The organism is Roseburia sp. CLA-AA-H209, assembly GCF_020687575.1.
GTDB classification, from domain to species: domain Bacteria; phylum Bacillota; class Clostridia; order Lachnospirales; family Lachnospiraceae; genus Roseburia_C; species Roseburia_C amylophila.
The window spans coordinates 1-12,142 of record NZ_JAJEQU010000005.1 but is presented as its reverse complement, the minus strand read 5'-3'; the positions used below and the strand labels follow the sequence as shown (position 1 = coordinate 12,142).

Sequence of the window (12,142 nt, the reverse complement as noted above, 5' to 3'; positions counted from 1 at the left end):
AGGAATTGCAGAAAGGTTGAAAAAATTATGGATATACAGGCACTTGAAATACTGAGTAATTTAGCGGCAATTACAACAAAGCAAGGTTCAGGAGATGCCGAAGTTGTTTCTGGGGACTTTAGCAGACTCTTAAATGAAATAAATGCTATGCAGAGTGTTAGCGATATGCAGGAGGAAATTTGCAAAAAGTTTAATGTTACACTTCATGTTGTAGATTATGCATGTAATACGACAGACCAAACTGCCGAAAATTTTGATCTAGCGATGCTTGACAGTGGGAAATTTTATGGAGCTGGAAATGTAGTCATTTCTAAGAAATCTCTATTGAGAATGCAAACAGATAGTAGGTTTAGGCAAAAAGTATATGAGTCAATAGAAGGATTGGGCTGTACGAGTAAAATGACAGGAGGAATTGTAAAAAGTACAGGAGTATTTATTCACGAAGATGGAACAGGCGGTTACTGGACGGAATTTGACTGGGGAGACGAGGAAGATAATGGAAAAGGGAAAAAACTGTTAATTAGTAAAAAGCCTTTAAATGAATTTTTTCAAGAGCGCAGCAATATAGGTTATCAGCTGACAGAAAATGATATAGAAAATATTATGCCACTCATGATAACGGGGTATTATAAAAAACAGGAGTAATATTTTTTGAGTTAGAGTAATGCTTGAAGATGCCTGTAAAGAAATGGGATTATCTGATGAAGCAGCAGAACAGATAACAACTGCATACGGTAAACAGGCAGAGGAGAAAATCAATAAAGTGAACAGTATGGTTGAGTTTGTTGCAAAGCAGGTAAAAATTGAAAGAGAGAAATTCTATCAGGAGCATGGAGAACCTGCTTACAGAGTGGGAAGCTCTCCGGCAAGGAATACGACAGGAAAAGACAGCGTGGAAGTAAATAAGGAATCGAACAGTGATATTTACAAGATGTTTGCAAATCTTGATGTAAGCAGCAAAGAAAACTTCAAAAGCAGCTTTGAAAATGCGCTGGCAGGGTTCGGAAATTATTTTGTTTCTGATCCGATTGAAAATTATAATGGAACAAGTCGGGAGCAGATGCAGTTAGATGAACTGGTGAAACGATTTCAGAACTTCTTAGAAGTATAGGCATCAATTTGGATATAAAGATTTAAAATTAGTTGTAATGAAACGGATTTCACATTTAATTTGACAAGGAGGTTGCAATTATGCCGAGAATTACAGATTACAGTTTCTTATTTCAGAGTATGTTTGGGACATCAAGGATGAATTTAGTCAACAACATTCAGTTGTCCCAAATTAACAGTAGCTCCGTACAGGCACAACTAAAAGCAGCAGGGATTGACACAAACAGTAAACAGTACAAAGCGGCACTTAGCGAAATGATGAAAAATGGAAATGGTGCAATGTTTACGAATGTTCAGGCGATCAAGAATCTAATGAGCCAGTATGATAAAAATGGAGATTGGGTTGATCCGAATACCGGATTAACAGGGCTTGCTGTAACTGATGAGAACAGAAATAGTTATAAACATATCATCTCTATTCCGGAGAGCAGCCGGGAAGAAATGTTTGAACTGGCAAAGAAGGAATTTTTAAGGGATAATGGCACTCTGAATGGTGATACCACAAAGAGGGAAGATGTATATGTTAACTTATATAGAAAAATGAACAAAGATGACCGTTTGTCAGCGGGATGGACAATGGAGCAATATGAACATCAATACAGGCAGGCATTTGCAGCAGCGGCGAAAGCTGCTGATCCCTCATGGAAAGCGGGTGATCCGATACCGTCTGGAGCATTGGATGGCATTACAAGAGAGTCCATTGAAAGCACACTTGCAAAAAGTGGAAGCAGTTTTGTGAAGAAATCAATAGACGTCAGTATTTAAAAACTGTAGCATTAAATAATGCTTGCGGAGCTAAGGGATAGGTGGCTTACATGGGTAAATATAAAGTATTAGATATTTTTTCTTTTTTACCTGCTAATGTGATAAGTTTAGAACAATTAGAAAAAATGTTTTTAGATAGCTTATCAGAAATATCTAATAATACAAAATTGGGTAATGAAGAAATTGTTGTTACTTGTAGTTCTCAATCTCGGTTTACTGAAAACATAAAAGAATGTGCCACAGAATTAAAGAGTGAGGGAAAGCAAGTAGCATATATCGTATGCAACGAAAAAGTAATTTCCGTTATAGGATATAGGGAAAATGAATAAGAAAAAACAAACAGCAGATAACATACTGCTGGGCTGGATATGGGAATCATTCTTTTGAATTTTCCAGAACTTAGGCAGTATATAAAAGTAATAAGGCAGGTGATGTGTATGGGAAAATGTTAGTTCTGACATTTGAAGATAATGAGGATGATATGATGAGCCACATATTATCGTTGATAAATACCAGAGAGGAAATCATTCAGATGTCAGGTTTGAATAATCATCTATTGAATTTCAAAGGTCTTAAGATTGATGAAGTTCAACGGGTGATCATTCGGGAAAATCAGGAGATAGAGCTTACTTATACGGAATTTGAGATTTTCAAGCTTCTTGCAAAGCATCCGGGAATAGTGTTCAGCAAGGAACAGATTTATGACATTGTGTGGATGGAATCCTATTCCGGCGATTACAACATTGTCATGAGCCATATACGCAACATACGAGAAAAGATAGAGGATAACCCGAGCAAGCCTGTTTACATACAGACGGTATGGGGTGTAGGCTATCGTTTCAACAAAAATTTAAGCAGCGGTCTGTAAAGAACAAATACAGATCACTGCTTATTTTTCATTTCTGACACCTAAAAGATATTCACAAGATACATGAAAAAATTCAGCAAGGGCAACCACTTCATAATCCGGTACAAAGCGTGTCCCTTGTTCTATTCGTAATACGGTCAAATCGCTAAATTCATATCCGGCAAGCTGGAGCTGTTCTGCCAGTGCTTTTTGCGATAGCTGCCTTTCAGTTCGCAATTCCTTTACTCTCTGACCTATCAGATTTTTGGAATTGCTTTCTTTATTCCAGTAAATTTTCATATCATCACCAACTTTCTAAAGATGAAGTGCCACATGATTGATTTTACGGAATAATCTTGATAATATACTTCTAAAGATGAAGTACGAAAAAATATTGTTGTAAGAAATTTTAGGATTGATAATACTGCCTGTAAAATGCAATACTTATTTAGAGAAAGGTGGACACAAAATGAATGAAGTATTTGAAAGATTATCTGATGTTTTTGAGGAGCTTCGAAGCGATGCAGGCGAACGGGAGTATTCCATACAGACAGAGGAAGCAAAGAAGGCGGATAAGGAACTGAAAAAAGAAAACCGGGAATATGAAAAATTCTTATCTGACCTTTCTACAGAGCAGAGAAATTTTTTAGAAAACTATATGGATATTGTAGACCATGCACACTTTCAGGAACAACAGAGAGCCTATTATCAGGGGATAGTAGATGCAGTACAGATACTTGCTGGACTTGGGATTGTTAAAGAGAGTGTTAAGGTAAAAGAGTTACTGAATACAATAATGAAATAAGTAAGCAGGGTGGAGCGTTTAATCATGGAATTTCCACCCTGTTTTTCTTCAGAATAATTCAGAAACAATCCAGAAAAAATCGAAATCTTTCTGCTATTCTGTCTCATGGGTTTTATATGTACGAAGATAGGCTTCCACAAGTGCAAGAATAGTGGTGATCTGATCGTCCGTACATTCTGAAAGATAAACCAGCAGCCTTTGGTAATCCAGATTATCGGTTGGAGCTGCCGGATAAAAAAACGGATCAGCAGAGATATGTAAAGCACGAATGAGTTGTCCGAGTTTTTCAAGACTTGGAACATTGCCATGATTTTCAATCTCTTTGATATATCTTGATGAGACACCGGATTTTTCGGATAACTCATCATAAGTCAGCTTTTGGTCTAATCTGGCTTTCTTCAGGCGAAAACCCATGTCTTTATCAATTTTCTTAGATTTAGCCATATCATGCACCTCCGTATATAGTGTATAGTTCACCATTTAAAAAGAAAATGAACTAATAACACACTATATAAGAGGGGAATAATGCACTTTAATAAAATAAGAAACTTTGGATATTGCATATAAAAAAACGCAGTATTCAAAGGTTTTTTCTCATGTTTTTTATCCTTTGAATGTGTTTAGGAGAGTTATGTATTCTGAACCATTGAAAGGATATTTTTGTATTTGGAAAATATTATCCTGCCCATTGCGTGGAAGGACAGGTAAATAGGTCGCATTTTAAGTAATGTGGCAAATTCTACAATTGAAAGTGTACTATATACACTCGTAAAATGTGGAGAAAATTTAATATCAGATATGAACAGCGTCCTGTGGGTGTGTGCCTGCGAGGACGTTTTTTGTATACAGAAAAATTTCTATAAAAATTTTTCAATCCACCCGAACATCTCCCCGGTTTCATTTGGGAGATACACCGGAAGGGAAAAAGGGCAAAAGCCTTGGCATTCGGAACGGGAGGAGGTGAACTCGTATGGGGCAACCTTCTTCTAAGGATGAAATGACTATCCGGCACCAGTTTGACCGGTTATGCCAGATGGCATTAAAAGGCGAAGCTGTAAATTATTACAAGCACATGGACTATCGCAGAAAACACGAAGTCACATTCTCTGAACTGTCAGAAAAGGAGTTGAGCAAATTATTTACTATGGATGAGTACGGAACAGAAAATCATCATTTTGAAGTGCATGGCTATGATATTGAAGTAAAAAATACTTTGATTGCGGAAGCATTAAAAGAACTTACGGAAAGAAAAAGGAATGTTATTTTACTTTCCTATTTCATAGAGATGAGCGATGCAGATATTGCAAGAGAAATGAATCTGGTTCGCAGTACCATTCATGAACACAGAACACGCTCACTGGAAATTTTGAGAAAGATTATGGAAGGAATAGCAGATGAAAAAGATGTCTAAAACCAGAAATAAAGAAAATTTGTTGCCTTTCCATATTATAAAGGCAGCATCAGAGGGCGATGTAAGTGCCATCAATACAGTGTTAAAACACTATGAGGGATACATAATCAAATTGTCTACCAGAAAGTTATATGACGAAAGCGGACAGGTGCATTACTGCATTGATGAAACTCTGCGTCGCAGATTAGAAACAAAGCTGATCACAAAGATATTGGCTTTTGAAGTTGCATAACAGGCAGTTAGCATTGTCCCTTTCCATTCGCTGATTGCTGCGTATGCACCCTGTACCTTGACAACTGAATATTTTTTGCATACAGGACGTGAGGATATGTGGAGCCACTAGGTAGATTCGCCAAGATGTACCTGCTCTTTGATAGGAGTGAATGTGAGGAAATGTTGAAACATTACATTGAAGCAAAGGTATGGAGCGAGAAGATCTGACAAAATGTGTGGCAGTAACACAGGGCGATGAAGCATATCCGTGATAATGATACTTCCGGATTGTAAGGAAATTTGCAGTCCGGTCAATTTGAATGACGGTGCAAGACCGATGTGGGCAGAGTAATGATCTGTCACCTGTATTGCATTTTTATCTGCCTATGAGAGCCAGCAAGAGAATTGTGGGTTGTCATTGGCGGATATAAAATGCGTGTTAAATTTAAGGAGGATTTGAGTAATGCAGAGGAAGCCAAAGACAATAAATAAGAAAAGACTGGTCAGATATAAGGAAGGGGCAGAAATGTACAGCATGGGTATGAATAAATTTCAGACTCTTGCCAAAGATGCGGGAGCAATTCTGAAGATAGACAGAATGGTGTTGGTAGACCTTGATGTGTTTGACAAATATCTTGAGTCATTTCGGGTGAAATAAATTTTGCCGACAAGGAAAAAGATTTTGGTTTAACCAAAATTCACTTGACTTTTGGTTAAACAGAAAGTATAATGATTATGAAATGGATGGAGGTGTATATTGTGGCTAGAACAGGTAGACCGAAGTCGGATAATCCTAAAAAAACTCTTATCGGATTAAAACTGACGGAGGAAGAAGCTGCAAGACTGAAAGGATATGCGTCCAAACATGACATGACCATAACACAGGTGCTACAAAGAGGGATTGATATGCAGTATGCAATGGATAAACCGGCTGAGTAGCTAGTACAAAATCTCTTTCCTTGAGAGAGGAGACGAGATGGCGAAATCAAGAAAGGATAACAAAGGGAGAGTATTAAGAAAAGGCGAAACTCAACGCAGTTGCGATGGTAAGTATGTATATACTTATGTTGATCCGGAAGGAAAGCGCCGGAGCATCTATTCTAAGGACATCATGGAATTGCGGGAGAGAGAAGTTAAACTGATGAAAGATCAGCTTGATGGGTTGGATGCGTATGCAGCCGGAACATCTACAATCAATTTTGTTTTTGACAGATATATATCGACAAAGGCAGAGTTGAGGGAAACAACAATGCGGAACTATAAATATATGTATGATCGCTTTATACGAGGTGGATTTGGCAAGAAGAAAATTGCCGCTGTGAAGTATTCTGATGTATTGCAGTTCTATCAGCATTTGTTGAAAGAGAAGGAAATGCAGATAAATACGCTAGAAACAATTCATACTGTTTTACACCCGACATTTCAGCTTGCTGTGCGTGATAACATCATTCGTGTTAATCCAAGCGATGGAGTAATGGCACAGATTAAAAAGCAACCGGGGAAAAATCATGGTGTGAGACACGCTTTGACAGTGGAACAACAGAGAGCCTTTATACGCTATATTGATGAAAGTCCTACATTTTACCACTGGGCATCTTTTTTTAAGTTTCTGCTTGGAACAGGTTGCCGAATAGGAGAAGCAATCGGTATCCGATGGGAAGACATTGATTTAGAAAAAAGGACGATCAGTATCAATCATAGCGTGGTTTATTACAGTAGAGAGTTCAAAGAACATCCGATATGTTCATTTGCTGTATCTCTTCCAAAGACAGAAGCTAGTATACGCACGATTCCGATGATGGATACGGTTTATGATGCACTCCAGATGGAATTGGATGACCAGAAGGAACATGGATTTAATGAAACAGTGATTGATGGGATGAAAGGATTTATCTTTATGAATCGTTTTGGCAATATCCATAATCCGCAAGCTGTAAACAGAGCAATCAAGCGTATATATGAAGCACACAATGCAGAAGAAGTGGTAAAAGCTGCAAAACAGCACAGAGAGCCTGTGATAATACCACATTTTTCATGTCATCATTTGCGACATACCTTTTGTTCAAGGTTTTGCGAAAATGAAACAAACTTAAAGGTAATTCAGTCTATTATGGGACACGCAAATATCGAAACAACCATGGATATTTATGCGGAAGTTACCGATACTAAAAAGCAGGAAGCAATTCAAAATTTAGCACACAATTTAGATGTATTTTAGGAAAGAGTCCGGCATGGACTGACGAGAGTACGACAAAATGTGTGCCATACGACAAGAGTACGACAAATTCGAGTGGTGTAATCAGCATAAATATGTTATTATAATAATGTTGGAACACCGAAAAAGGCTTTATTAAAGGAAAAAGCATTAAAGTAAATTAAATTGATGTGAAATCCCGACAATGAAGACCCTGAATGATGTAAATAAGAAAAATGATGTAAAATCTAAGGCTACTGAAGAAGTGAAAGCAGAGCCTGAAAAGATTGATTTTTCTAAGGTAAAGATTGAGCCTTTGTTTGAGGAAATGGTAGACTTTGATACATTCAGCAAGTCAGATTTCCGTGCAGTAAAGGTTAAAGAGTGTGTTGCAGTACCGAAGTCAAAGAAACTGTTACAGTTCACTCTTGATGACGGAACAGGCACAGACAGAACCATTTTAAGCGGTATTCACGCTTATTACGAGCCGGAAGAACTGGTTGGAAAGACTCTTATCGCTATCACAAATCTTCCACCGAGAGCTATGATGGGCATTGACTCTTGCGGTATGCTCCTCAGTGCTATTCACGAAGAAGAAGGCGAAGAAAAGCTTCATCTTCTGATGGTTGATGACCACATTCCGGCAGGTGCAAAGCTCTATTAAGATGATGTAAAGATGTACCGTTTTACCAAATAAACGGAACGTACTTCATTTGATAAAAAACTGAAAAAACAGCGATTTACATCAAACTTACATCATTTGATGCAGAAATCGGTGCAAGCAAGAAAAAATCGCATAATAAGCAGAATGAATGGGCAGTCCTTAATGGGATTGCCCATTTTTAGAAGAGAGAGAAATGTAAATCACCGATTAGGTTTTCATTGCAGTGGTTATGGAGAACAGTTATAATGGGGATAAAAGAAAACGACAAACTTGAAGTTATGGAGGAATGATAGTGAGTTATATTACAATGGAAATATGGACTGGAATATGGATATTAGTGAGATTATTTCCAATGGCACTTATTATTTTTGCAGGTGTTATGATTATCGAAGTGGGTATTGAATTTATCCAGAAGAAGAAAATTGAAGTTAAGATTTTAAATTGGTTATGTCAATTCTTATGGATTCTAATAGTTGTATCAATATTAAAAATTACAGGAATTATTGGTGGTAGTTTTGGAATATCCTCACCACTTGATAGTTATATTAGTTTTAAATTATTTGAGGATGGATTTAATGCGGCAACTATTTTGAATATATGTCTATTCATTCCATATGGATTTTTGCCAGTATTTATTTTTAAGAATATCCACAAGCATTGGTGGAATGGCGTTATACTTGGAGCAGTATTTTCGATTGGTATAGAATTTTTGCAAACATTTATTGGAAGGTTTGCACAGTTAGATGATGTGATTATGAATACTTGTGGGACTCTCGTTGGATTTTTGATAGGATGCTTGTTACTTCGTATAACCACAAGGAAAAAATAAATTTCAGTCTGTAGGGATGAAAATTTGAATTCGTAGGAGGTATCGAAAAATGAATAGGAAAACTTTATTCTGTTTTCTGACAGCTTTGATAATGATTTTTGTTCTTGCCGGCTGTAGTGGAAAGAATAGTGGTGGGAATATTGACAATGTTCAAATTCCTGATTGGAAACCATCGGAAATATATTCAGACAGTGATATTGAGGCGGCTTTCCAAACAGTAAAAGACTATTTCGGCAACGAATTTGACGGCTGCACACTGACAAAACTGTCCTATCCCGGAGATACATACGCCGATGAATTTGATGAATGGGCTGAACAATATGACGCGGATGAAGCAATCGTAATATTATCATCTTTCGATGTAGACTCATCAGGCGGGGATGGTTCGCTTAATCCGGATTCAACATATGATGATTGGAAATGGATTCTAATTAGGAATGACAGTGGGAATTGGGAACATGTTGACCACGGGTATTAAAGCGACAAATTTCAGTTTGATTAACTCCCTTTGAGAGAGGAATACCCTTTCTCAAAGGGCTTTTTTAATTTATCCGCATATTCGCAAACTTGGGGCAAGTACCTTTTCTTCATATAATAAAGCCAAAGGAAGGAGAGGATTTGATATGAGTAACAGCTTAGCGGCAGTACATCCGGAATTGGTTGCCGAGTGGTCGGAAAAGAATTTGCCACTGACACCGGACAGCATAACTTTCGGCTCGAATAAAAAGGTATGGTGGAAAGGTGCTTGCGGTCACGAATGGCAGACAAGCGTTAAGGCTCGTTCCAATGGAGAAAAATGCCCGATATGTTCCGGTGCAAGAGTGATTGCAGGCATTAACGATTTGGCGACATTAGAGCCGCTACTGGAAAAGCAGTGGTCGAAAAAGAATAAGATAAAACCGACAGAGGTTTCTATTGGTTCTCATAAGAAAGTGATTTGGAGATGTGAGAAAGGACACGAGTGGGAAGTTGCCGTTAAGAGCAGAACAATAAATAAAACAGGTTGCCCGTATTGCTCCCATAATAAAGTGTTGGCAGGATTTAATGACCTTGCAACACTTCTGCCGGATATAGCAGCCGAGTGGTCGGACAGAAATTATCCGTTACTTCCAACTCAGGTTACGGTCTTTGCCAATCGTAAGGCTTGGTGGAAGTGTAAGGATTGCGGCAGAGAGTGGAACACCCTTATTTCTACCCGTTCCGGTGGGAGCAAATGCCCGTATTGCAGTGGGTACATATTCCTGAAAGGGTTTAACGATTTGCAGACAACACACCCTGAAATTGCGTCTGAGTGGTCGGAGAAGAACTTGTCATTGAAGGATAGCACTTTCAATGTTGCAGCCACTTCAAAGGGAACGACTTATGAAGAATGTGTGCTGCGGTCTGAGTTCCAGAGCGATTGCAAAGCAGGAGGGTGTATATTACAGCTCCGTAGATAAGTCTATTGCAGCGGCAAAGAAAAACTTTATCAAATTTTATGAAAATCTCTGATTTTGGGTGTGCATTTCAGCACCCTTTGTCCAAATGAGTGAAGGGGTTATTTCATTCCGGATACGAATGACACTTTAAAAATTTGATTCTTGTGAGGTTATGTATATGAAAGAAAAAATGATTTGTCGTGGGGATTTATTCTACTATGACTTTGGAGATAACAGTGGTTCAGTACAAAGCGGAGAGCGTCCGGTGCTTGTCGTTCAGGCAGACGATTATAACCAGAATGCTCCGACGATTATTGTTGCAGCGGTTACAAGTGTAATCAAGAAAAGATATTTGCCATCGCACATTATTCTCGGCGAGGAGTTTGGACTGAAGAAACCGTCAATGGTTCTTCTGGAGCAGATACGGACAGTCAATAGAGAGGATTTGCGTGAATACATAGGTACGGTAGATGACGATAAACTTTTCAGACAGATAAATGCAACTTTGAAAAAGACTTTTGGACTTTGGGTTTACAAGCCGGAGGGGAAAGAAAATATTCGCTGTCTATGCCCGAAGTGTCTGAATGATTACATCCACAATCCAGACTATATTGTAAGGCGACTCGACCCATTTGCAAAGCGAAAAGACAGATGTGATAAGTGCGATGGGGATGGTTGGGATTATGTTGTTACCGACAGATATTCATCAAAGAAAGAAAAGAGGGGAAGCAATGACAGAAAATAAAATCATTATTCCTATCTGGAAGAAGTCCAATCTTACAGTAGAAGAAGCCGCAGCTTATTGTGGTATTGGCTCAAGAAAATTAAGAGAAATGTCCGACTCGGAGTTTTGCCCTTTTGTTCTTTGGAATGGAAGTAAGCGACTGATTAAAAGAAGAAAACTGGACGAATATCTTGATAATGCGTATTCGATATAGCTGATTTGTAAAATGTGCGATGGGTTGGTTCGCATGATAGGCTCATCGCCATTTTTAAATTATCATAAGGGCAGAAAAAAACAAGGAGGTGCTTCTGTAATGGCAGATACAGAAAAGATTATCCGAAAAAAATATGATGTGCCGATATGGCATAAGTCTAATTTGACGATTGATGAAGCAGTTGAATATTCTGGCATAGGCAGAGAAAGACTGAGAAAACTAACAAGCCAAGAAGAATGCCCATTTGTTCTTCATATAGGAAATCGTCGAATGATTAAGAGGAGGATTTTTGATGAATACATTGAAAAACTTACTTTCCTTGAATGATGATGAACGCTTACTTGCCGAAGTAAGAACATATCAGGAAAAACTCATAAGCAATGCTGAAGAACCGATATGGGAAAGAAAGTGGCTGACAATCGAAGAAGCCGCAGCATATTCCGGTATAGGAAGAACGAAGTTGCGTGAGTTGTCTAATCAAGCAGGTTGTCCCTTTGCAATATGGATAGGCAATAAAATCCATATTGTGAGGGAACGACTGGACAAATATATAGATGAGCACACCTTTAATAATCCGGCGGATATAGCTGCTGTCATGGGAGACTGTATGTGCCAGTTTGACAGGGAAGTAGTGTGTGTGGTCAATCTAAGGTCAGATTTAAAACCTATCAATGTGCATTTTGCAAGTGTTGGTTCTTTAAATGAGGCAATGGCACATCCGAGAGAGCTGTTTAAATCAAGTATCCTAAGCAATGCGGCAAGCATGATGTTAATCCATTGTCATCCATCCGGGAATGTATTCCCAAGCAAGGCAGACACGATGATGACAGACCGTATGAACAAGCTGTGTGAACTGATGGGAATACCGCTTATTGACCATATCATAGTCGGTGGAGACAATCGTGAATTTTTCAGTTTCAGGGAAAAAGGCATGATTGATAATCCTAA

The 12,142-nt window shown here is 38.3% G+C and carries 21 protein-coding genes; 19 read left to right on the top strand and 2 right to left on the bottom strand.

Annotation, left to right across the window (positions count from 1 at the left end; translation table 11 throughout):
• The first annotated feature begins 27 nt into the window (after positions 1–27).
• The 5 genes from LKD41_RS05980 to LKD41_RS05960 all read left to right on the top strand — a co-directional run bounded on the left by LKD41_RS05980 (position 28) and on the right by LKD41_RS05960 (position 2,743).
• The gene (locus tag LKD41_RS05980) at positions 28–645 is read left to right on the top strand and encodes a hypothetical protein (protein WP_227700702.1); all 618 of its coding nucleotides are present in this window, start codon (positions 28–30) and stop codon (positions 643–645) included.
• Between the two features lie 19 nt (positions 646–664).
• A complete protein-coding gene (locus tag LKD41_RS05975; RefSeq protein WP_006859235.1) occupies positions 665–1,111 on the top strand; it encodes a hypothetical protein in 447 nt (148 codons plus the stop codon).
• A gap of 80 nt (positions 1,112–1,191) precedes the next feature.
• Positions 1,192–1,875, top strand: a complete 684-nt coding sequence (locus tag LKD41_RS05970; protein WP_138347646.1) for a DUF3879 family protein — start codon at positions 1,192–1,194, stop codon at positions 1,873–1,875.
• Positions 1,876–1,925: 50 nt separating this feature from the next.
• Positions 1,926–2,204, top strand: a complete 279-nt coding sequence (locus LKD41_RS05965) for a hypothetical protein (protein WP_055264245.1) — start codon at positions 1,926–1,928, stop codon at positions 2,202–2,204.
• A 116-nt stretch (positions 2,205–2,320) separates the two neighbouring features.
• A complete protein-coding gene (locus LKD41_RS05960) occupies positions 2,321–2,743 on the top strand; it encodes a winged helix-turn-helix domain-containing protein (RefSeq protein ID WP_227700701.1) in 423 nt (140 codons plus the stop codon).
• 21 nt (positions 2,744–2,764) lie between these two features.
• On the opposite strand, the gene LKD41_RS05955 is transcribed toward LKD41_RS05960, so the two are convergent.
• Positions 2,765–3,022 carry a helix-turn-helix domain-containing protein gene (locus tag LKD41_RS05955; protein WP_006859232.1) on the bottom strand — a complete coding sequence of 86 codons (258 nt, stop codon included), beginning with the start codon at positions 3,020–3,022 and terminating at the stop codon, positions 2,765–2,767.
• Between the two features lie 169 nt (positions 3,023–3,191).
• Between LKD41_RS05955 and LKD41_RS05950 the strand changes: the two genes are divergently transcribed.
• The gene (locus LKD41_RS05950) at positions 3,192–3,527 is read left to right on the top strand and encodes a hypothetical protein (RefSeq protein ID WP_006859231.1); all 336 of its coding nucleotides are present in this window, start codon (positions 3,192–3,194) and stop codon (positions 3,525–3,527) included.
• Positions 3,528–3,620: 93 nt separating this feature from the next.
• Here LKD41_RS05950 and LKD41_RS05945 read toward each other — a convergent pair whose 3' ends face one another.
• On the bottom strand, positions 3,621–3,971 hold the full coding sequence (locus LKD41_RS05945) for a helix-turn-helix domain-containing protein (protein ID WP_171029199.1): 351 nt from the start codon (positions 3,969–3,971) through the stop codon (positions 3,621–3,623).
• Positions 3,972–4,497: 526 nt separating this feature from the next.
• Here LKD41_RS05945 and LKD41_RS05940 point away from each other — a divergent pair.
• From LKD41_RS05940 to LKD41_RS05880, 13 genes are all read left to right on the top strand, one after another.
• Complete coding sequence (locus tag LKD41_RS05940) at positions 4,498–4,938, top strand: sigma factor-like helix-turn-helix DNA-binding protein (RefSeq protein ID WP_227700700.1); 441 nt, start codon at positions 4,498–4,500, stop codon at positions 4,936–4,938.
• On the top strand, positions 4,922–5,170 hold the full coding sequence (locus LKD41_RS05935; protein WP_227700699.1) for a helix-turn-helix domain-containing protein: 249 nt from the start codon (positions 4,922–4,924) through the stop codon (positions 5,168–5,170). The genes LKD41_RS05940 and LKD41_RS05935 overlap by 17 nt, the downstream gene beginning before the upstream one ends.
• 444 nt (positions 5,171–5,614) lie before the next feature.
• Complete coding sequence (locus LKD41_RS05930) at positions 5,615–5,809, top strand: DUF6462 family protein (RefSeq protein ID WP_055264249.1); 195 nt, start codon at positions 5,615–5,617, stop codon at positions 5,807–5,809.
• Positions 5,810–5,910: 101 nt separating this feature from the next.
• Positions 5,911–6,090 carry a hypothetical protein gene (locus LKD41_RS05925; protein WP_227700698.1) on the top strand — a complete coding sequence of 60 codons (180 nt, stop codon included), beginning with the start codon at positions 5,911–5,913 and terminating at the stop codon, positions 6,088–6,090.
• A gap of 37 nt (positions 6,091–6,127) precedes the next feature.
• Entirely contained in the window at positions 6,128–7,369 is a 1,242-nt protein-coding gene (locus tag LKD41_RS05920) for a tyrosine-type recombinase/integrase (protein WP_227700697.1), read from the top strand.
• A gap of 181 nt (positions 7,370–7,550) precedes the next feature.
• Positions 7,551–8,009 (top strand): hypothetical protein, encoded by a 459-nt coding sequence (locus LKD41_RS05915; RefSeq protein ID WP_046408724.1) that lies wholly within the window; start codon positions 7,551–7,553, stop codon positions 8,007–8,009.
• A gap of 292 nt (positions 8,010–8,301) precedes the next feature.
• A complete protein-coding gene (locus LKD41_RS05910; RefSeq protein ID WP_049946793.1) occupies positions 8,302–8,838 on the top strand; it encodes a VanZ family protein in 537 nt (178 codons plus the stop codon).
• A 49-nt stretch (positions 8,839–8,887) separates the two neighbouring features.
• Positions 8,888–9,316 carry a hypothetical protein gene (locus LKD41_RS05905; protein ID WP_055291182.1) on the top strand — a complete coding sequence of 143 codons (429 nt, stop codon included), beginning with the start codon at positions 8,888–8,890 and terminating at the stop codon, positions 9,314–9,316.
• A 145-nt stretch (positions 9,317–9,461) separates the two neighbouring features.
• Positions 9,462–10,277 carry a zinc-ribbon domain-containing protein gene (locus LKD41_RS05900; RefSeq protein WP_227700696.1) on the top strand — a complete coding sequence of 272 codons (816 nt, stop codon included), beginning with the start codon at positions 9,462–9,464 and terminating at the stop codon, positions 10,275–10,277.
• 157 nt (positions 10,278–10,434) lie between these two features.
• Positions 10,435–11,001, top strand: coding sequence for a type II toxin-antitoxin system PemK/MazF family toxin (locus LKD41_RS05895; protein WP_015530049.1), 567 nt, complete (start codon positions 10,435–10,437; stop codon positions 10,999–11,001).
• A complete protein-coding gene (locus LKD41_RS05890) occupies positions 10,988–11,194 on the top strand; it encodes an excisionase (protein ID WP_002594704.1) in 207 nt (68 codons plus the stop codon). Before LKD41_RS05895 ends, LKD41_RS05890 begins: the two co-directional genes overlap by 14 nt.
• A gap of 99 nt (positions 11,195–11,293) precedes the next feature.
• The gene (locus tag LKD41_RS05885; RefSeq protein WP_002594705.1) at positions 11,294–11,521 is read left to right on the top strand and encodes an excisionase; all 228 of its coding nucleotides are present in this window, start codon (positions 11,294–11,296) and stop codon (positions 11,519–11,521) included.
• The coding region (locus LKD41_RS05880) for an excisionase (protein ID WP_227700695.1) at positions 11,487–12,142 on the top strand (656 nt) is incomplete at its 3' end. The genes LKD41_RS05885 and LKD41_RS05880, both read left to right, overlap by 35 nt.

Coding starts and splice junctions, on each gene's coding strand:
- LKD41_RS05965 (WP_055264245.1), top strand. CDS start 1,926: ATGGGTAAATATAAAGTATTAGATATTTTTTCTTTTTTACCTGCTAAT.
- LKD41_RS05950 (WP_006859231.1), top strand. CDS start 3,192: ATGAATGAAGTATTTGAAAGATTATCTGATGTTTTTGAGGAGCTTCGA.
- LKD41_RS05935 (WP_227700699.1), top strand. CDS start 4,922: ATGAAAAAGATGTCTAAAACCAGAAATAAAGAAAATTTGTTGCCTTTC.
- LKD41_RS05920 (WP_227700697.1), top strand. CDS start 6,128: ATGGCGAAATCAAGAAAGGATAACAAAGGGAGAGTATTAAGAAAAGGC.
- LKD41_RS05895 (WP_015530049.1), top strand. CDS start 10,435: ATGAAAGAAAAAATGATTTGTCGTGGGGATTTATTCTACTATGACTTT.
- LKD41_RS05890 (WP_002594704.1), top strand. CDS start 10,988: ATGACAGAAAATAAAATCATTATTCCTATCTGGAAGAAGTCCAATCTT.
- LKD41_RS05915 (WP_046408724.1), top strand. CDS start 7,551: ATGAAGACCCTGAATGATGTAAATAAGAAAAATGATGTAAAATCTAAG.
- LKD41_RS05960 (WP_227700701.1), top strand. CDS start 2,321: ATGTTAGTTCTGACATTTGAAGATAATGAGGATGATATGATGAGCCAC.
- LKD41_RS05930 (WP_055264249.1), top strand. CDS start 5,615: ATGCAGAGGAAGCCAAAGACAATAAATAAGAAAAGACTGGTCAGATAT.
- LKD41_RS05955 (WP_006859232.1), bottom strand. CDS start 3,022: ATGAAAATTTACTGGAATAAAGAAAGCAATTCCAAAAATCTGATAGGT.
- LKD41_RS05945 (WP_171029199.1), bottom strand. CDS start 3,971: ATGGCTAAATCTAAGAAAATTGATAAAGACATGGGTTTTCGCCTGAAG.
- LKD41_RS05975 (WP_006859235.1), top strand. CDS start 665: ATGCTTGAAGATGCCTGTAAAGAAATGGGATTATCTGATGAAGCAGCA.
- LKD41_RS05885 (WP_002594705.1), top strand. CDS start 11,294: ATGGCAGATACAGAAAAGATTATCCGAAAAAAATATGATGTGCCGATA.
- LKD41_RS05970 (WP_138347646.1), top strand. CDS start 1,192: ATGCCGAGAATTACAGATTACAGTTTCTTATTTCAGAGTATGTTTGGG.
- LKD41_RS05980 (WP_227700702.1), top strand. CDS start 28: ATGGATATACAGGCACTTGAAATACTGAGTAATTTAGCGGCAATTACA.
- LKD41_RS05905 (WP_055291182.1), top strand. CDS start 8,888: ATGAATAGGAAAACTTTATTCTGTTTTCTGACAGCTTTGATAATGATT.
- LKD41_RS05900 (WP_227700696.1), top strand. CDS start 9,462: ATGAGTAACAGCTTAGCGGCAGTACATCCGGAATTGGTTGCCGAGTGG.
- LKD41_RS05940 (WP_227700700.1), top strand. CDS start 4,498: ATGGGGCAACCTTCTTCTAAGGATGAAATGACTATCCGGCACCAGTTT.